Source organism: Nocardioides insulae DSM 17944 (genome assembly GCF_000422825.1).
Lineage (GTDB): Bacteria > Actinomycetota > Actinomycetes > Propionibacteriales > Nocardioidaceae > Nocardioides > Nocardioides insulae.
Genome location: NZ_KE383929.1, coordinates 478,092 through 497,865, shown reverse-complemented (window position 1 = coordinate 497,865; position 19,774 = coordinate 478,092). Strand labels below are relative to the sequence as shown.

At 71.1% G+C, this 19,774-nt stretch carries 14 protein-coding genes; 8 read left to right on the top strand and 6 right to left on the bottom strand.

The features are described from left to right. Positions 1–96: 96 nt before the first annotated feature. From G515_RS0116840 to G515_RS0116830, 3 genes are read left to right on the top strand one after another with little or no spacing between them, the layout of a single operon-like run. Positions 97–969 (top strand): phosphotransferase family protein, encoded by an 873-nt coding sequence (locus tag G515_RS0116840; protein ID WP_169570671.1) that lies wholly within the window; start codon positions 97–99, stop codon positions 967–969. After that, positions 966–1,919, top strand: coding sequence for a T3SS effector HopA1 family protein (locus tag G515_RS0116835; RefSeq protein WP_157571164.1), 954 nt, complete (start codon positions 966–968; stop codon positions 1,917–1,919). The genes G515_RS0116840 and G515_RS0116835 overlap by 4 nt, the downstream gene beginning before the upstream one ends. Beyond that, positions 1,916–3,277, top strand: a complete 1,362-nt coding sequence (locus tag G515_RS0116830) for a lanthionine synthetase LanC family protein (RefSeq protein ID WP_028661086.1) — start codon at positions 1,916–1,918, stop codon at positions 3,275–3,277. Before G515_RS0116835 ends, G515_RS0116830 begins: the two co-directional genes overlap by 4 nt. Positions 3,278–3,286: 9 nt before the next feature. Here G515_RS0116830 and G515_RS24025 read toward each other — a convergent pair whose 3' ends face one another. Beyond that, a complete protein-coding gene (locus tag G515_RS24025; RefSeq protein ID WP_425411235.1) occupies positions 3,287–3,523 on the bottom strand; it encodes a S8 family serine peptidase in 237 nt (78 codons plus the stop codon). 154 nt (positions 3,524–3,677) lie between these two features. Between G515_RS24025 and G515_RS0116820 the strand changes: the two genes are divergently transcribed. Next, the gene (locus G515_RS0116820; RefSeq protein WP_028661085.1) at positions 3,678–4,058 is read left to right on the top strand and encodes a hypothetical protein; all 381 of its coding nucleotides are present in this window, start codon (positions 3,678–3,680) and stop codon (positions 4,056–4,058) included. A 15-nt stretch (positions 4,059–4,073) separates the two neighbouring features. Here the strand turns inward: G515_RS0116820 and G515_RS0116815 are convergent, their stop codons facing one another. The 5 genes from G515_RS0116815 to G515_RS0116795 are packed head-to-tail and all read right to left on the bottom strand — an operon-like array spanning position 4,074 to position 9,389. Next, the gene (locus G515_RS0116815; protein WP_051218507.1) at positions 4,074–5,525 is read right to left on the bottom strand and encodes a Dyp-type peroxidase; all 1,452 of its coding nucleotides are present in this window, start codon (positions 5,523–5,525) and stop codon (positions 4,074–4,076) included. Next, entirely contained in the window at positions 5,507–6,769 is a 1,263-nt protein-coding gene (locus tag G515_RS0116810) for a hypothetical protein (RefSeq protein WP_028661083.1), read from the bottom strand. Before G515_RS0116810 ends, G515_RS0116815 begins: the two co-directional genes overlap by 19 nt. A 15-nt stretch (positions 6,770–6,784) precedes the next feature. Next, positions 6,785–7,216, bottom strand: a complete 432-nt coding sequence (locus G515_RS0116805) for an ester cyclase (RefSeq protein ID WP_028661082.1) — start codon at positions 7,214–7,216, stop codon at positions 6,785–6,787. Further along, positions 7,213–8,583 (bottom strand): FAD-binding oxidoreductase, encoded by a 1,371-nt coding sequence (locus tag G515_RS0116800; protein ID WP_028661081.1) that lies wholly within the window; start codon positions 8,581–8,583, stop codon positions 7,213–7,215. Before G515_RS0116800 ends, G515_RS0116805 begins: the two co-directional genes overlap by 4 nt. Before the next feature lie 26 nt (positions 8,584–8,609). Then, positions 8,610–9,389, bottom strand: a complete 780-nt coding sequence (locus tag G515_RS0116795; protein ID WP_028661080.1) for an SDR family NAD(P)-dependent oxidoreductase — start codon at positions 9,387–9,389, stop codon at positions 8,610–8,612. A gap of 166 nt (positions 9,390–9,555) precedes the next feature. Between G515_RS0116795 and G515_RS0116790 the strand changes: the two genes are divergently transcribed. The 4 genes from G515_RS0116790 to G515_RS22815 all read left to right on the top strand — a co-directional run bounded on the left by G515_RS0116790 (position 9,556) and on the right by G515_RS22815 (position 19,774). After that, positions 9,556–11,334, top strand: coding sequence for a peroxidase family protein (locus G515_RS0116790; protein WP_051218506.1), 1,779 nt, complete (start codon positions 9,556–9,558; stop codon positions 11,332–11,334). Between the two features lie 179 nt (positions 11,335–11,513). After that, positions 11,514–12,188: a hypothetical protein gene (locus tag G515_RS0116785; RefSeq protein ID WP_157571161.1), complete on the top strand. Its 675-nt coding sequence runs from the start codon at positions 11,514–11,516 to the stop codon at positions 12,186–12,188. 1 nt (position 12,189) lies between these two features. Then, complete coding sequence (locus G515_RS0116780; protein ID WP_028661077.1) at positions 12,190–13,032, top strand: hypothetical protein; 843 nt, start codon at positions 12,190–12,192, stop codon at positions 13,030–13,032. A 310-nt stretch (positions 13,033–13,342) separates the two neighbouring features. After that, positions 13,343–19,774: a DUF7927 domain-containing protein gene (locus G515_RS22815; protein ID WP_157571160.1), complete on the top strand. Its 6,432-nt coding sequence runs from the start codon at positions 13,343–13,345 to the stop codon at positions 19,772–19,774.

Here is a 19,774-nt window from a genome sequence, read left to right as displayed (position 1 = left end):
GGGGCGAGCCCCGACCCTCGCCAGGCAGGCCCGGATCCGCGCGCGGTTGCGGCCGCGGCCGGCCTGGCCGGGGCGCGGTCCGCCCGCGTCCTCGACGTGGGGCAATCGCATCAGGTGCGGCGCGTGGAGACCGACGGGGGAGCCGTGGTCGTCAAGATGACCGGCACCACCGCCGCAGGTCGCTCGCTGGCGCATGAGGCGTTCGTGTACCGACTCGCGTCCTGGCAGCCCGGTCTCGCTGCCGTACTCCCGCCCGCTCTGCTGATCGACGAGAGCCGTGGCGTCATCGTGACCCAGGCAGCACCTCATGAAGCGGTGGCCAGCAGCCTGATGGACGGCACCGCACCACCTCCGCAGGTGTGCCGGGCCCTGGGACGCACGCTCGGGGAGCTGCACGCCGCCACCTCGGATGCCGTCATCCCGTTCCCCGGCGCAGCGGGCGTGCTCGACCTTCCGGTCTCCGAGGAGAAGGACCTCGAACTCCGCCACGCCGTGTCCCTCGCCGTGAGCATCGGCCGCGATCCCCTCCTCGGCCCCCATCTCACGGCGGCGCGCGCGGCGTGGGCACCCTCGTGCCTCGTGCACGCCGATGTGAAGTGGGACAACTGCCTGGTCGAGGATCCGCACGGGGAGGTGAGGCTCCGCCTGATCGACTGGGAGATGTCCGGCTGGGGGGACCCGGCGTGGGACGTCGCCGCCGCCTTGGCACAACTCAGCTCGCTGTCCACGGTCACCCGACGATCCACCACCGAACACCAGCAGGCGTTGCTGCGCGACTACCCGGAGCGACAGCGGGCCGAGGTGATCCCCCGCGTTCCCGCCTTCTGGGCAGCCCGGGTGGTCCATCTCGCCCTGGAGTGCGCCGAAGCCGGGGCCGAGGAGACGGCCCGCTCCTTGCTCCAGCACGCGTGTGACCTCGTGCGGAGCCTGGCAGCGGTCGGTCACGAGCTGGACACGTGGGCGCGATGATCCCGTCGACGGTGCTCGCCGACCTGACTGGCCTGCTCTCACTCGTCCGGGTCGAGGGGGGCGGCCTCCGGATCGGCGAGAACGTCGTACCGGGCGCAGCCGGGGCCGGTGTCGGTGACGACGAGGTCTGCGACGCCCTCTACGTCCAGTGGTACCTCGGTGGCGCGCCCGCTGCCGGCGCACCCCCCGACCCGACTGAGGAGGCTTTGCTGGGCGGACGACTGGTCGGCTACCTGCGCGCCGCCCATGCAGGCACGCGGCTCTTCGGGCCCGGCTGGGTCGTGCTGACTCGGGGCGAGCACGGCGAATGTCTGGTCGGGCGCGGCGAGGAGCGCCGCGTGGTGCACCACACGGAGTACGTCAGCGTCTCCCGGCCCGGAGTTCCGGTCGCGCCGGGGGAGCAGGTCGCGGTCACGATGCGGGTCGATACCACCGATGACGCCACCCGGTGGTGGGCCACCCGCTCGCCGCAGGGTGAGCCCGAAGGGCCGTTGGGCCGCTTCTATCTCCATCCGTACGCCGATTCCGCGCCTGCCGTCGTCCACGAGCTCACGACTCGGCTCCTTGCTTCCGACCTCCGCTGGTCGATCAAGGCGTCGACGGACCCACGCGGCTACCGCCGTCCCGATGCGATCGTGCTGTACACACCGCGGGAGGACAGCCAGACGGCCTGCGCAGCCGTCACCGACCTGACGTCCGGGCTGGGCACCGACAGTCTGCAGTCGAGCGCCCCGCCGCTGACCATGCCCATCGCCTCAGGGGTCGGCTACGCCGAGGACCCCGGTCCTGACATCAGCTTCGGAACCAGCCGATGCCGGGCATTGACCACCGGAGTCAGGGCCGTCGCCACCGAGGGGCTCACCGGCCAGGACGCGGTCCGTGCACTCACCGAGTCGCTCGCCGCCGCCGGTATCGATCCCACCCGACCCTGGCGTGAGCCGGTGCCATGAGCCGACGTCGTGACGCGGCACTGGCTCTCGCCGCAGAGATCGCCGGCGAGGCTCTCGGTCGCGGCACGAGTGAACCGTGGTCGGCCACCGGGGGGCCACCGGCGTGGGTGGGGCCCGACGTGATCGAAGAGGGGACGACCTGGCGGATCGCGGACACGGTCGCACCCGAAGGTCTCTACTCCGGAACCGCGGGAATCGCGCTGGCGTTGGCCGCGGCCGCACGATGTGGCGCCACTCCGGCAACGCGAGCCGTCGCCGCGGCAGCCGCCACAGACGCGCTTCGAGCCGGCCAGGTCATGCTCGACGGCGGGCGGTTCGACTACGCCTCGGGAGCCGCCGGGATCGCCTACGCCGTAGCGTGGACGGCGCGGCTGCTCGACCTGGACGACCTCGGCAACCAGGCAGCCGCGCTGGCCCGGAGCACCGCGACCGCGTTCCAGCGGGAAGTCCTGGCCGGGGCGGACCCGGACTTCCTCACCGGCACGTCCGGTGTGGCTCTCGCGCTCCGGGCCGTCCTTCCCTCGGACACCGCCGTCGTCCGCGTCGTGGAACTCACCGCGAGACGGATCGCCGAGACGGCTGAGCACCGTCCCTGGGGGGTGCACTGGCCCGCCCGCACTGCGCGGACCGGACTCCTGGGACTCGCGCACGGCACCTCCGGCGCGGCCCTGGCCCTGGTGGCCGGTCGAGGAACCACGCGGGATCCGGATACGGTCGAAGTGGCATCCCAGGCCCTGGAGTACGAGCGGTCCTGGTTCGAGCCCCATCTGCCCGGCTGGCCAGACCTGCGCCCCACCGCCGACCTCGCGAACGGCGCAGACACCGAGCCGTCCACCCTGCCGTACCCCACCGCGTGGTGCCACGGGGCCGTGGGGATCGGACTGTCTCGGCTAGCCCTGCTCGCCGAACCGAGATGGGATGGCGAGGTCCTCGGCTCGCGCCTGATGGTCGCGGAGGTCGCCGCAGCGATCGAGGCCGCCCGCAAGCGGGTGATGGCGGCGCGGGCCGCGCTGCGCCACGGTGTCGGCGAGGACTGCAGCCTGTGTCACGGTCTGGCAGGAGCCGTCGAGCTCCTCACGTCAGCGGCAGCCCTGTCCACCGGTGAGGATCACCTCCGTGCGGCGCGAAAATCCGCCGACCTGCTGGTGGAGACCCGTGCGGCGCTCGACCACTGGCCCTGCGGACTCCCCACCCCACCGGGGACGCAGCCGGCAGCAACCATCCCGGACCCGCAACCCCCCGGGCTCTTCGTCGGTCGGGCGGGGATCGTCCTCACCCTCCTCCGCAGCGACCAGCCAGACCTCGTGCCACCGGTCACCCTCCCTCGACACCTCCCGCCGAGAACCCGGTCCGAATAGCACAGCGGCCTACTCGATGAAGCCCTCGGAGATGGACTCCACCTCCGCGTAACTGACCCCCTCGAGCCGCTGGACCTCCTCGGCCACCTGCTCGGCCGCATCCTCGGACTGCGGGGTGACCACGAGGACATCAGGAAGCTCCGGACGCGGACCCTCGACGGTCGTAAGCCCCAATGCCCGTAGATCTGACCGAACAGCCGCTAGCTGTGAACTGTCGATGAGTCCGACCACGACGCGTCGTGTCATGCCCCCAAGCATCCCCGCCGCAGCCGACGCGGGGAAGGCCATGGCCGGAACGATCGAGTGTCCCTCGCAGGTTGCTCGCGCGAAGTTCTGGCGGGGCCTCGTCCGGGATCCCTACGATGGTCGCTGTCTGGAGACGATGACCTGGAGGTGGCGGATGGATCGAGCAACTCTGGGGACCGGTGCCGTGCGCGCACTGGCGGCGGTCCGGCTGATCAACGGATGTCTCGGCCTGCTGGCGCCGGGATTCCTGGTACGGCGCACCTCCGCCGATCCGGACGCGACCTCGCCCTACTACGCGTTCCGGATGTTCGGCGTACGCACGATCGTGCTGGGCGTCGACCTGCTCGCGCTCACCGGCGAGCAGGGCCAACGGGCCCGCACGGAGGCGGTGGTCATCCACGGCGCCGACACCGCGGCTGCGCTGGTCGGGGCACTGCGCGGGGAGGTGCCGCGCCGGGTCGGGGTGATGACGGTGGCGATCTCGGCGGTCAACACCGCGCTCGCGGTCGCGGCGCGGCGGTGGGCTCCGCGTTGAGCGGGTCGGGGTTGGTCAGCCGCCGCTGAGGTAGCGCAGCGCGCGGGCGCCGGGGAGGAAGAAGTAGGCGCCACCGCGGGTCGTGACGACCGCGGGCGTCTCGACGTACCGCCGGCGAACCGGCCGCTGCTGGACGGTGAACCCGGACCCCTCACCGGTGTGTCCGCCGAGCAGTGGGTCGGAGTCGTCGTAGAGGCCGGCGAAGTGCGGGTTCTGCACCCAGGTGTGCGAGATGAACTCGAACTGGCGGGCGATGTCGGTGCACAGCGCGATGAAGTGCAGGCCCCTGACGTCGCCGGCTTCCTCCGCGGTCAGCGCGTCCCCCAGGTCGACCGGCGGTCCGTAGGGACGGCCTCGGCGGAGCAGCCGGTGGCCCTTGCCGACCTCCACCGAGGTGTCCGACCCCGGCCGCGGAGGCAGCGAATCCCGGGGATGGGTACGACGTACGTGCGCGCCGATCGGGCAGGCGAAGCCCTCGGCGTCGTGCTCGTGGTAGCCGAAGTCGTTCTGCTCGGCGAGCTCGGGGCGGTCCCGGTCGGGGCTCAGGGTCAGCGGAGCGCCGCTGGGCCACCGGCCGACCATCCTGGCGGCGAGTGAGGTGCGGGCGGCCGGGTCGCTGGATCCGTCCGCTCTCCTGGTCTGGGCATCGGCGTACCTCCAGAAGGCGCCGACGTCCTGGCTCAGCGTGCGCATCACCAGGTAGGTGCCGTTGCGGCCCAGATCGCGGCGGTCCCGGTCGTCCTTCGCCGGGGGTAGGAGCCGGGCAGTGTCGTCGTCCGCCGCGACCGTCGGGCTGCTCGGCGCCTGCCCGTGCTGGTTGGGATAGCCGAGCAGGAACTCACCCGGGGCGACCACGTGCAGATCCCCGCTCGGCCGGCCCGTGCCCGCCAGGACCGGCTGGGAGATGCCGTCGCGGAAGCCGAAGTGCTCGCCCAGACCGATGTCCTCGGTGTCCAGGAGGGCCACCTCGCGCAGCCCGCTCGCCGTGGCCCTGGACCGCTGCTCCTGCACGTGCCCGGTGAGCTCCTCGGCGGTGGTGGCATAGAGCAGGACGAGCACGTCCACCGAGGGTCCCTGCGGGCCGCCCCACGCCCAGGCGGAGGGCGCGGCGGCACCGGCGTCGCCCAGCAGTCGGGTGCGGTGGGCGCTGGTCATGCCCTCGACGTACTCCGGTGCGAACCCGGCGAGCACGTCGTCGGTGACGCCGAGGCGGCCGAGCCCGGTGGCCGTGAACGCGACGTTGGTGGCGGTGCCCACCGGCCGGCGCTCGCCCAGGGTGACCTCCCCGACCAGCGCTGCCAGCCAGGAGCGCGCGGGGATCGGGTCGGTCACCTCGAGGAGCAGGTACGCCGCCCCGCGGAGCCTGCCGTACCCCTGCATGACCAGGGCCTGGACGTCGTCGACGTCGATCCGCGCGGACGGTCGGCGAGGCCACCTCAGCAATTGCCTCAGATCAGCTCGAGCCATGCTCGTAGCTCCTCCCCGTCGAGGTCGTCCCCGAGGCCGGCGCGCAGGCGGGCGTTCTGGTCAAGGGTCACCGCGGCGAGATCGGGATAGGCGGTGTACCAGACCTGGGTCTCGATCTGGTGACCGCGGATGAAGGCCTTGAACCCGCGCTCGTCGCGCGCACCGTCGAGCACCATCCACCGGGTCCGCGGGTAGCCCTCCTGCTGGCCGAAGACGACGTTGAGCACCCAGGCCACCTGGTCGACGAAGTCGTTGTTGTAGCTCTCCAGGCTGCCGTCGTAGTAGCTGGTGAAGAGCAGGTGCCTCCGCGGCCCGAACCGCTTGAAGCGGGCGAAGTGCACGGTGGTCAGCCCCGACAGGCTGCCGCGGGTGAACACATGTCGGGCGGTGTAGTTGCCGATCCACAAGGTGAGCTGGGAGGTGATCCGCAGCAGGGGGCCGGGACGGATGGGGGCGATGCTGGTGAACTGGTTCATCACCTCGAAGTCCTCCCGGTCGCTCAGCGCGCGCAGCCGGTCCGGGTCGAGGACCTGGAGGGGGACCGGTTCACGGAGTTCGCGGACGCGGAAGGCCACCGCCCACAGCAGCAGAGCCGGCACCACGATCGGGAGCCCGACCACGAGCAGGGCCGGTACGGCGAGCTTGTGGCTCTTCTCGCGGACACGGAAGAGCAGCCCGGGCGCGGCCGGTGGCTCCAGTGCCGGGGCCAGACCCGGTGTCTCGGAGACGAAGGCCCGGATCGCGTCGCGGACGCCCCGGTCGTCGAGGGCCGCGAGACGGGCGTGCTCGGCGTCCACGAAGCCCACCACCGCCGATCTCAACCGCGCCTCGTCCAGGATCTGGGTGAGCGTCCTGCCGACCGCGTGGATGTAGAAGACCTCCGAGTTCTCCTGGTGGGCGGCGAGCCACGACCTCCGCTGTCGCGACGTCGGGTCGGCCGGGTAACCGGCGCAGTGGCCGAAGACGGCGTCGATGCCGGCTCCGACCTCCTCGGCGAGGTCGCGCACCCGCGGGCCCGCCGGTCCGTCGGCGTCGACGGTGAGCACCAGCGTCGTCGCCCCGAACCCGGCGGTCCCCTCCGGCAGGACGAGGAAACGGGCGAAGTGCACGTCCGGGAGCTCCGCGAAGGGGAGGACGTCGTTGTGGGCGGGGTCCAGGTCCAGGTGCCGCAGCATGGCGCGCAGGGACTCTTCCCGACCGGGCGCGACCGCGGCGGTGAAGGTCAGGCCGACCTGATGCGACATCGGGACCTCCGGCGCTCAGAAGGGGTGGTTGATGCCGCCGAGCTGCTGCAGCAGGTGGCCGCGGTCGAAGGCCACCCGCACCTCAGCGATCCGGCCGTCCCGGATGTGGAAGATGTCGATGCCGGGGACGGCGACCCGGCGTTCCTTGAGCTCGATCCCGAGGAACTCGGTGCGGTGGGTCCCGGTCCAGGTGAAGCGGATCGCGGCCTTGTCGTCCTCGGCGAGGAAGTCGTCGATGTGGAAGTGCACGTCGGGGAAGACCTTGAAGAACACCGAGAAGAAGCCCTTGACCTCCTTGACTCCGTGCGCGACGCCGTCCGGCACGATGGCGGGATCGTGGAAGGCGATGTCCTGGGTGAACAGCCGATCGGCGTAGTCGACGTCCTGCTTGTTGGTCAGCTCATCGAAGTAGCTGCGGGCGACCGCGCGGGTCTCCTCGACGGTCATGACGGGCTCCCGGGGGTGAGCAGTTCGCGGAAGAAGCCGTTCATCAGTCGACAGTCGGGATCGAAGCGGTCCCGGAACCGCTCGAAGGTCTCAAGCCGATCGCCGAAGGCGCCGACGACCTGACTGCGGGTCAGCAGGTTGGTCTGGTTGAACAAGGGTGTGCCGCCAAGGTCGCTGCACAGCGTGTTGTACTCACGCAGGAACACGTCCCAGCCGTGGCTGCCGGTGGAGACCGGGTCGAAGGTGATCACGGTGCCGTCGTAACTGTAGGAGAACAGCGAGCTCTGGTCCTCCAGGATCCGGTAGCCGACGCTGAGCAGATTGATCCGGTAGCCGGTCCGGCGGTAGTGCTCCAGGGAGAGGTCGTAGTAGGCGCGCAGCGCCTCCAGATACCGCTCCTCGGGGAAGGCCCAGATGCTGAAGGTGTAGCGCGCGTTGTCAGAGACCGGCGGATAGAGGATCTGCTGGGCCTGCGGCAGGGTCGAGCGGCCCTTGATCACGCGGGTCAGGGCGAACACGATCAGGCCGTTGTAGAAGTCGATCAGTGCGGAGTTCAACCGGCGCCAGGGGACCAGCCGGGTCACCTGGTAGCCGTAGAGCGGAGCCATGTGGCTCCAGACGTAGTTGCGCAGCTTCCACTGCCACTCGCTGAGCCGGCTGGTGGACGCGGCCTCGCGATAGCGCCGGAACTCGATGGTGATGGTGTCCCGGAAGGGGTTGATGTACATCATCATCGAGTCGCCGCGGGCCTGGAGTTCGGGCAGCCGCGCGGCGAACTCCTCGAAGGTGAACTTCTCGTGGCGCAGGCTCATCGCGGCCAGCTTGCGCACCCGGAACGTCGCCTCGTACACGATCCCGAAGAGCCCGTAGCTCGACCGGACCGCCTGGAGCAGGTCGGGGTCGCTCTCGTCGACCTCGAGGAGCGATCCGTCGGGCAGCACCATCTTGACGCCGACGGCGTACGACGCGATCTGGCCGAACTCCCCGGGCATCGAGGCGTCCTTGGTGCCTCCGCAGCAGGCGCTGCCGATGGTGAGGTTGCCCAGCTCGACGTTGACGAAGAACTGCAGCCCCTGCTTCCTGAGCTCGTAGTTGACGTCGATGTAGAGCGCACCGGCCTGCACGGTCACGGTGTCCTCGCCGATCTCCAGGATGCGGTCCATCTTGCGGGTCACGACCAGAGTGCCGTCGTCGGCGACGCCGCAGGCGGTCGTGGAGTGGTTGGAGCCCACCGCCCGGACCGGTGCGGGGTAGCGCTGGGGGTCGGTCAGGACGGCCACGATCTCCTCCACGGAGGTCACCTCCACCACCTGCCGGGGCGAGGAGGTGATGCTGCCGAACCAGTTCTGTACCGGGCCTGCGGTCATCTCGGTGCCTGCTTTCTCGAGGACGGTCACTTCTTCGACTTCTGGGCCTCCACCGCCTCGGGCGGGACGACGGAGGAGCGGAGCAGGAGTTGCATCGGCCCGGGAGCGAGGGTCGAGGCCCGGGCACCCCACCGCTGCAGCAGCGGGGCCACCAGGATCTCGGCACGATCCCGGCGCACGGCGCGGACGCAGGTCTCGGCGACCCGCTCCGGTGACACCTCGGGATGGGCCGCCCGCTGGCCGGTGTCGGCCCACATCCCCACGCCGGAGACGAACGTCGGGCTCACCAGCGACACCCCGACCCCGCTGCCGCGGATCTCCTCGCGCAGCGCGTGGGCGAAGCCGCGCAGGGCGAACTTGCCGGCGTTGTAGACCGAGGAACGCGGCGTGGGGGCGAGGCCGGCCAGGGACCCGATCACGACCACATGGCCGGAGCCGCGGGCGAGCATGCCGGGCAGCAGCAGGCGGACGAGCACGAGGGTGGCGCGCACGTTGATGTCGACGTCGCGCACCACGTCGTCCACGGACAGGTCGACGAGGTCGCCGTTGGCCGGCAACCCGGCGTTCGCGACCAGCAGGTCGACCTCACCGGCTTCATCGGCGAGCCGGACCACCTCGCCGTGCCGGGCGAGATCGGCGACGACGTACGGCGCGCCACCGAGCTCGCCGCTGAGCGCGGCCAGGGCGGACTCCCGGCGTCCGGACAGCACCACGCGGGCACCCTCGGCGTGGAGCCGGCGCGCGATCACGGCGCCGAGACCTCCCGACGTGCCGGTGACGAGGGCGCGAGCACCATGGATGTCCACGAAACCCCCTTCGCCCGACCTCCCCCCGAGGTCTCCTACGTACGCTTCCACCACCGGCGGTGGCCGTCAACGAGTCACCGGCAGGTGCGGGGGAGACCGGACCAGTGGGTCTTTACAGGTGCTCCGGATCGGGTCCACCATCGGGATTGGACCAGGGGGTCATCACATGTACCGTCCCTCGCTTCTGCAGAGAACGATCGCCCGTGTCGCGGAGAAGGTCGACCACCGTTGGGGGTGGGACCGCCTGCCGGCGTACCCCGGGCTGCTGGCGTTACTGGGAATCCGCGAGACCCTGCGCGAGGACAACCTGTACGACGGGTTCGGCCCCACCCCCGACCCCGGTCCGATGCCGGTGACGGACGTGCGCACCGTCGACGGTTCCTGGACCTCCCTGGAGTCGCCCACGATGGGGATGGCCGGCACCCGGTTCGGCCGGAACGTCACCGTGGCGGCGGGCCGCCCCGAGACCGGCGACCGGTTGCTGGACCCCAACCCGCGGACCGTCTCCACCGAGCTCCTCCTGCGCCATGACTTCATCCCGGCGACCACGCTGAACGTGCTCGCCGGAGCCTGGTTGCAGTTCGAGACCCGCGACTGGTTCAGCCACGGCCACTCCGAGCTCGACCGGGCCCTCGAGGTCCCGCGACCCTCCGGCGACGACTGGCCCGAGGACCCGATCCGGATGCCGAGGACCGTGCCCGACCACACGGCGAGGCTGCTGCCCGACGGCAGCACGGAGACGTTCCTGAACACCGAGACGCACTGGTGGGACGCCTCCCAGCTGTACGGCAGCACGCGTGAGTTCCAGCAGGCCATCCGCACCGGATCGGGCGGCACCGTCCGGATCGGTGCCGACGGCCTGGTCGACGTCGACCCGGCGCTGCTGAGCAGCTCCGGTGGTGCCGACGGCTTCTGGCTGGGGCTCGAGCTGATGCACACCGTGTTCATGCGCGAGCACAACGCCATCTGCGCGAGGCTCGCCAGGACCTACCCGTCATGGAACGACGAGCAGCTCTTCGGGAAGGCCCGACTGATCAATGCGGCCCTGATCGCGAAGATCCACACCGTGGAGTGGACCCCGGCGATCCTCGGCCATCCGACCCTCCAGCTCGGGATGCGGGCAAACTGGTGGGGGATCGCCGGAGAGCGGGTGTACCGGCGGTTCGGCCGGTTCGGCACCGGCGACTTCCTGTTCGGGATTCCCGGCTCGGAGACCGAGCAGCACGCGGCGCCGTACAGCATCACCGAGGACTTCGTGAGCGTCTACCGGATGCACCCCCTCCTCCCGGACGACTTCGTGATGGCCGACGCCGCGCGGGGGAGCACCCTGGAGGAACTCGAGTTCATGAGCCTGTTCGGCCTCGGCTCGCGGGAGACCATCGACCGGATCGGCATCGCCAACGCGTTCTACTCCCTGGGCATCGCCCACCCCGGCGCCGTGACACTGCACAACAGCCCGCGTTTCATGCACCGGCTGGCACGCACCGACGGGGAGCACATCGACCTCGCTGCCCTGGACGTCCTGCGCTCCCGGGAGCGCGGCGTCCCGAGGTACGCCGAGTTCCGCCGGCAGCTGCACATGCGCCCGCTTCGGGGGTTCGAGGATTTCGGCGTGGACGAGGAGACGCGGGCCCGGATGAGGTCGATCTACGACGATGACCTGGAGAAGGTCGACCTCACCGTGGGCATGTTCGGCGAGAAGTTGCCGCGCGGGTTCGGCTTCAGCGACACCGCCTTCCGGATCTTCCTCCTGATGGCGTCGCGGCGGCTCAAGAGCGACCGCTTCTACACGATCGACTTCCGGCCGGAGGTCTACACCCCCGAGGGCATGGACTGGCTGGACACCACCACGATGTCGACCGTCCTGCTCCGGCACTATCCGGAACTCGCCCCCGCTCTGCGAGGGGTGCGCAACGCGTTCGCTCCCTGGCAGGCGACGGCGTGAGCGCCGTCGATGCCGACGCCCGGCGGCCCGTGCGCCCCATCGCACGGGGAACTTTGGGCTGCTCGCACGGGGTGTCCTGAGCAGTACGCTGGTTGTCTGCGAACCGGCCGTACCTGCGGTGTCGTTTCGCACTCTCTCCATCAGGGGCCTCGTCCGAGACCCGCGGCGAGGAGGCGGCGATGAGGCTTGGGATTGCGGCGGCCGCATGCCTGGCGGCCACTGTCCTGGCGGCGTGTGCCCCGGGGGAGGATCCGGACACGCCCGGTGAGGAGACGAACTCCGTGCAGGAGGATCCGGCGGCGGGGGGCGAGGACGATCCGGTGGCCGCCGACGACCAGGGCTCGGCCGAGCTGCCGACGCTGCCGATCGGTGGCGACGTGGAGATCACCGCCCCGGACACCTCGACGTGTGCCTATCTGGCCTGGAGCGGGGAGGAGCTGCCGGGCGGGGTCGTGGTCCGGATCAGCGAGCTGGGCCTCCCCAGCGGGGTCGAGGTCGAGGACGCGTCGTGCGACGGGCCACCTTGCCTGGGCGGCGACAGCTTCTCGGCCGAGCAGCAGAACTGCGCCGTCGCGTTCCGCTGGGACGGGACGCCCTCGGGCGAGGAGGAGCTGACGATCAGCGCCAGTGGGGAGGTGAGCTGCGAACTCCAGGAGATCTGTGAGGAGGTCAGGAGCCTGGCGGAGGCAGGCGGAACCGCGTCCCTGGTGCTGCCCGAGCCGTCCGAATCCGAGGAGACCTCGGAGTGGACCGACTCACCGGAGCCGGAGGATGAGACCGGGGAGGAGAGCGAGGCCCCCGAGCCGGAGGAGTCCACCGATCCGGCGCTGGATCCGACGGGTGAAAGCTCGTGAGATGAGCGACCGGGAGCGTACGTCGACGGGGTGGGACCGGTGGTACGGCATCGCGACGAGCTTCATCGCCCCGGCGACCTTCATCAGCGCGCTGCTCTTCTACTTCGGCTACGTCTCCTCCCGCGCCCAGTTCTCCTACTTCGGCGTGGACGTCGACACTCTCGGGCTCGACACCCGCGAATATGTGATGCGCAGCCCTCCGGCGTTGCTGGTGCCGGCCCTGCTCCTGTTGCTGATCGGAGCGGCGACCGCCGCGCTGCTGGCGGGAGTCCGATCCGGGAGAGTCGGTCAGCGGAGCATCGGTCGGCTGGGCCTGGGCGGCGCGGTGCTCGGCGGTGCCGGCCTGGTGATGGTCTTCCTCTACGCCTGGATCGGCGCGTGGATCTGGTATCCGCTGGTCACGCCGTTGGTGATCAGCCTCGGGGCCGGGCTGGTCGCGATCGTCGGCCGCCAGCGCGGCCTCCCACTCGGTGTCGTGGTCTTCGTGACACTGGTCGCGGTGGTCTCGACGTTCTGGGCCACCGCGACCCTGGCCCAATGGACCGGCCGGGGTCTGGCCGAGAACACCGCCGAGAACCTCGACGACCTGCCCGCCGTCGTACTCGACACCACCGAGCCGCTCTATCTGCGGGACGGGGTCACTCGGCAGGAGTCGCTACCGCCACAGGGCACGGTCCCGGAGGGGCAGACCTTCCGCTATCGGTACTACGGGCTCCGGTTGCTCGTGCAGTCCGGTGACCGGATGTTCCTCGTGCCGGAGCGGTGGACTCCGAGCAACTCGACCCTGGTCTTCGACATGTCGCAGGTGCGGATCAAGTACCGCTTCGTCAACCAGCCGCCGTGACCCGTGCGTGGTCTGCGCCGACCGCTCGCGCGGGCTCGCCGGTGCGCTGCCGAGGGCGGGCACCGGTGCCCTGACGCGTCGGGACCCCGCTGCGGTCGCCGGCGATGGAGATCCTCACGCCGTAGGTCCGATTCGACGTCCAGATCGTCGAGGCGGATCCCGGTTGGTGCCACGCTCCGAGGGTGAAATTTCTGTCATACTTCCACCCGAGCATCCTGGGCCCGGCGTCGACGACCTGCGGCCCGTGACAGAGAGCCGGGGTTGATCAGTGAGGGTCAAGCGGGGACGCGGCCGCGTGCGCCTACAGGGCGTGACGGCACGCAGGATCGTCGCCTGGGGAATCGCAGGCATCGTGACGACGGGTCTGCTCGCCTCGCCGGCGATGGCCGCGGAGCTTTCAGCGGATCCGAGTGCCGAGCCCTCGGCCGCGACGGAGGCCGCCTCCCCGGAGGTGGCGGCCACCGGGTCCGCGTCGGAGGCGCCCGCCGAGCCGGGTGGCGTCGAGGCGTCCCCCGAGCCGAGCGAGTCGACGGCCCCGAGTGAGTCGGTCGCCCCGAGTGAGTCGGTCGCCCCGAGCGAGTCGGCGGCGGGCGAGATCGACGCGCCGGAGCCGCCCGCGGTGGTCACGGAGTCGGCAAGCCCCACGGCCCCTTCGCGGGCGGAGATCGCCCCCCAGAGTGTCCCCGTGCCCGGCGGCAACAGCGCGGTGATCACGGTCAAGGTCGGCGGCAACCGCACCGTCGGCGGCGGCGTGAGCGAGCTGGCCGGCGTCCAGCTCGGCTTCTACGCGAACGCGACCGGTGGTTCGCCGGCGTACACCTGCACCTCGGATGCCGACGGCGACTGCAGCATCATCGTGCCCAACACCCAGCAGGGCGGCGCCAACCGGGATCGCCGCTTCTGGGTCCGCCAGATCGCGCCCGCCGGCGGCTGGTACGCCAACCAGAACCTCGGCACAGGCTCCCCCGTCGCCTCGGATCCCTACCGGTTCCAGACCGGCACCGAGCTGCGTCCCGGCAACGTGTACAGCTCGACCGACGAGTTCATGGTGGCCACGGGTAACACGAACAACGAAGCGTCCGGCGGTATCTGGCAGAACTCGCTGAACAACCCCACCCTGCCCGCCCAGTGCGGGATCGACGTGGGCCTGGTGCTCGACCTCTCCAACTCCGTCACCGACCAGCAGTTGGTCCAGCTGAAGGCGGCGGCCAACGGCTTCGTGAGTGCCCTGACCGGCACCCCGTCCCAGATCGCGGTCTCGACCTTCGCCAGCAACGCACCGGCGAGCAGCGGTGACGCCCTCGGACTCTCGCCCGTCTCGACCACCGCGGGCGCCGCCGTCGTGACGAACAGGATCAGCGGCTACACCCGGCCCACCTCGGCCCTCGGCGGCACCAATTGGGACCGCGGGATCTATCAGATCGCCAGCTCCGCGGCGTCCTACGACGTCGCGATCGTGATCACCGACGGCAACCCGACCCAGTACGACAGCCCGGTGACGGGTCCCGGTAACCGGACCCGGTTCCGCGAGGTGGAGAACGGCATCTTCTCCGCCAATGCGGTCAAGGCCGAGGGCACCAGGCTGATCGCCTTCGGGGTCGGCGACGGGGTGGGCAACCCCGGCAGCGGCCTCAACCTGCGGTCGATCTCGGGGCCCACCCTGAACAGTGACTACTTCCAGACCGCCGACTACTCCGCCGCCGCCGCGCAGCTGAGGCAGCTCGCGCTGGGCAGTTGCCAGGGCTCGGTCACGGTCGTCAAGCAGGTCGTCCCCTCGACCGCGCCACCGGGGTCCGTCGCCGGCGCCCAGCCCGCCGGTGGGTGGGCCTTCGCCGGCACCGGATCAGCCAACGTCACGGTCGATCCGCCGACCACTCGCACGACGGCGGAGCAGACCGGCGCGGTCAACTTCCCGCTCACCTTCGCCTCGGGGCAGACCACCGGTGCGACGACGTTCACCGAGACCCAGCAGCCGGGCCACACGCTGCAACAGGTGGGCGGCGCGAACGCGGTGTGCAGCCGCACCGACACCGGTGCCGCGGTGCCGGTGACCAACTCCGGCGCCCTCGGGTTCACCGTGACCGCGGCCAGCGGCTACCCGGTCAGCTGCACGGTCTACAACCGCGCACCCAATCCGGTCGCCTCCGTGGTGCTCGACAAGACCTGGACGATCAACGGCACGAGCTACCCGGAGGGCGCCCAGCCGACGACCTTCCACGCCGGCGGCACGATCAATGCGACCACCCAGGCCTGGGGCATCGAGCGGACCGGCTTCGATCAGGGCGACACGGTCTCACTCGACGAGAGCGACCTCACCTACCCGCCGCAGTGCACGCTGGTCTCGAGCCGCCTCACCAGCGCCAACGGCGCCACCGTCGACCAGGGCCTGCCGAGCACGCAGACCCTGGCCGCGGGCACGAACAGGTACGGCATCACCAACACGATCACCTGCGAGACCAAGCTGACGCTCACCAAGGAGGTCCAGGGCGGCACCGCCGACCCGACCGAGTGGATCCTCGACGCGGTCGCGCCCGGTGGCGCGCTCGCCGGACCCAACGGTGCCACCGGTAGCCCCGGGGCCACCGGGGTCGCGGTGACGCCGGAGGTGACCTACCCGCTGGCCGAGAGCGGCGGCGACCCCAACTATGTGCAGGAGGTCGATCCGAACGCCGTCCTGATCCCTGGATCGACCGGCAGCTGGAACTGCCAGGAGGTCGAGTCCGACGGCACGACCGTGATCCCCGGCTTCTCCGACGGTCTCAACGGCGGCGTCACCGTCCCGCTGGGATCCTGGGTCAACTGCACCGCGGTCAACGAGACCGCCACCCTCACCCTGCGCAAGGTCGTACAGAACCAGTTCGGCGGCACCGCGGTGCCGGCGGACTGGCAGCTGACCGCGACACCGACCGGCCCCGGGTCCGAGGGCGTCGAGCCCCAGACGGTGACCGGCGGCCTCCTGGGTACGTCGGTGAACGTCCGGCCCGGGGTCACCTACGAGCTGACCGAGTCCGGTCCGTCCGGGTACGAACTGGTCGACCTCGAGTGCACCGTGGCCGGCAGCCCGTCCCAGGATGCGACCTCTGTGCAGGTCCCGGCCCTCGCATCCGGCACCTGCACCTTCACCAACCGCGACACCCCTGCCCACCTGACCCTGGTCAAGGAGGTCGACAACGGGGAGACGGGCGCCACCCATGTTCCCGGGGACTGGACCCTGACCGCCGACGGACCCACCCCGGTGTCCGGCGCCGGCAACTCCGCGGACGTCACCGGCGTCGAGGTGCTCGCCGGCTCCTACGACCTCTCCGAGGCCGGGCCCACCGGGTACGACGCCTCCGACTGGGACTGCGGCACTGCCGTGGTCGACGGGGCCACCGTCACCGTGCCCACCGGAGGCGAGGTCACCTGCACCATCACCAACACCGCGCAACAGTCGCACCTGACCCTGATCAAGACCGTCACCAACGACGACGGCGGCACCGCGGCGGCGACCGACTGGACGCTGAGTGCCGACGGGCCGACCGCGGGCGTCACCGGCGCGACGGGTGCCGAGGAGGTCACCGACGCCGAGGTGGAGATCGGTGGCTACGACCTCTCCGAGGCGGGTCCCGGCGGCTACGACGCCGGCGACTGGGACTGCGGCGAGGCCACGATGTCCGGCGCGACCGTGTCCGTGGGCCTGGGCGAGGATGTCACCTGCACGATCAACAACGACGACCAGGCCGCCGAGCTGACCCTGGTCAAGACCGTCACCAACGACCACGGCGGCACCGCCGCCGCGACCGAGTGGACGCTGAGCGCTGACGGTCCCACGCCGATCACCGGTGCCACCGGTGCGGACGCCGTCACCGGGGCGACCGTCGACGCCGGCGACTACGACCTCTCCGAGGCCGGGCCCGGCGGCTACACCGCCGGCGACTGGGACTGCGGCGAGGCCACCATGTCCGGGCAGACCGTCACCGTGCCCAACGGCGGGGACGTCACCTGCACCATCAACAACGACGACCAGCCCGCCCAGCTGACCCTGATCAAGGAGGTCGACAACGGGGAGAGCGGCGCGACGCACGTGCCGGCCGACTGGACCCTGACCGCCGAGCCCGATGCGATCGAGGGCCAGGGCACGGTCTCCGGCAACGGCGACCCGACGACCCCCGGCGGCGTCGATGAGGTCGAGGTCTTCGCCGGCGACTACGACCTCGCCGAGGACGGTCCGGACGGCTACGAGGCCGGGACGTGGGTCTGCGAGGGCGGCGTCGTCTCCGGGGGAGCCCCCGGCGCCGGCACCGTGACCGTGCCCAGCGGCGGCAACGTCGTGTGCCGGATCACCAACACCGCGGTCTCTCCGCTCCTGACCCTGGTCAAGGAGGTCGTCAACGACAATGGCGGCACCGCCGATGAGACCGACTGGACGCTGAGCGCCGAGGGCCCGACGCCGATCAGCGGCGCCACCGGGGAGGACACCGTCACCGGCGCGACCGTCCAGGTCGGCGACTACGACCTCTCCGAGGCCGGGCCGGACGGCTACACCGCCGGCGACTGGGAGTGCGACGGCGGCACGCTGGAGGCCAGCACCGTCACCCTGGCGCAGGGCGACGACGTCACCTGCACCATCGTCAACGACGACGCCCCGGCCCAGTTGACCCTGGTCAAGGACATCAACAACGACAACGGCGGCACCGCCGAGGAGACCGACTGGACGCTGAGTGCCGACGGGCCCACGCCGATCAGCGGCACCACCGGTGCGGACGCCGTCACGGGCGCGACCGTCGACGCCGGCGACTACGACCTGTCCGAGGCGGGGCCCGGCGGCTACACCGCCGGCGACTGGTCCTGTGTCGGCGGCACCGTCACGGACACGACAGTCACCGTGCCGAGCGGCGGGGACGTCACCTGCACCATCGTCAACGACGACCAGCCCGCCCAACTGACCCTGGTCAAGGTGGTCGACAACGCCAACGGTGGCACCGCCGAGCCCACCGACTGGACGCTCAGCGCCGACGGACCGACCGAGGGCGTCACCGGCACCACCGGCGAGGACGCCGTCACCGCGCGGGTGGTCGACGCGGGTGACTACGAGCTCTCCGAGGCCGGGCCGGGCGGCTACACCGCCTCCGATTGGGACTGCGACGGCGGCACCGTCACGGACACGACAGTCACCGTGCCGAGCGGCGGGGACGTCACCTGCACCATCACCAACACCGCCCAGCCCGCTCAGCTGACGCTGGTCAAGGTGGTCGACAACGGGGAGACCGGCGCGACGACCCCGGCCACCGACTGGACGCTCAGCGCCGACGGACCGACCGAGGGCGTCACCGGCGCCACCGGCGAGGACGCCGTCACCGGTGCGGCCGTCGTGCCCGGCGACTACGACCTCTCCGAGACCGGGCCCGCCGGGTACGACGCCTCCAGTTGGGTCTGTGGCGAGGCCGCGCTCACCGGCGCCACCGTGACCGTGCCGGTCGGCGGCGATGTCACCTGCACGATCACCAACACCGCCCAGCAGGCCCGGTTGACGCTGGTGAAGGTGGTCGACAACGGGGACACCGGCGCCACCCACACCGCCGATGAGTGGGAACTGACCGCCGACGGGCCGTCCACGATCACGGTCGGCACCGGCACCACCAGCGTGGCCCAGGTCGGCACCTACGACCTGTCCGAAGACGGCCCGGCCGGGTACGAAGCCTCCGACTGGGTGTGCACCGGCGCGCAGGGGTCCAGCACGGACTCGGTCACGATCGGTCTGGGAGACGATGCCACCTGCACCATCACGAACACCGCCCAGCCGGGCTCGTGGACGGTGACCAAGTCCAGTGACCCGGACTCGGGCTCGACCGTGCAGCCGGGGGAGGTGATCACCTATACAGTGACCGCCTCGAAGCTGGCGGGCACGGACCCGACAGACGTGGTCGTCACCGACGACCTGAGCAACGTCCTGAACCACGCCTCGCTGGTCGAGGGCAGCATCACCCCCTCGACCGGCACCGCGTCGGTCGGCGGCACCACGCTGACCTGGGACATCCCGGAACTGTCGGGCGATGAGACCCTCACCTACCAGGTGAGGGTCGACGACGACGCCTACGGCGTGGAGCTGGAGAACCTCGTCACCAGCCCGGGCTCCGAGCCGTGCGTCCCGGGGGAGCCGGTGGCCCGACGGGTGGCCCGCGTCGTGGAGGACTGTGACAGCACCCACCACTTCACCCCGAAGTGGACGCTGACCAAGTCCAGCGACCCGGCGAGCGGTTCGACCGTCGACCCCGGCAGCCGGATCACCTACCGATTGCAGGTGGAGAACATCTCGGACGCGGTCGTGCGCAACGCGGTCGTGACCGACGACCTGTCCGACGTACTGGACGAGGCCGAGGTGATCCGCATCGGTCAGGGAGGCACCCTGCGCGGCACGACCCTGACCTGGGCCGTTCCGACCCTGCGGCCCGGCGGCACCGCTGACCTGCGCTACGTCGTCGAGATCGACGCCGATGCCTATGCCGCGACCATCGGCAACGTCGCCACCCCCGGCGACGGCGGCAGCTGTGTGAAGCGGTGCAGCACCGACCACGAGACGCCGCCGAAGCCGGACGGCCCGACGCCGGACGGACCGACGCCGGACGGACCGACCCCACAGGGGCCGACCTCCCCGAACAACCCCTGGCTGCCGGACACCGGTGGACCGGCGTGGTGGCTGGGGCTGCTCGGCCTCCTGCTGCTCGGATCCGGGGCGACGCTCCTCATCCGTCGCCGGAGCTGA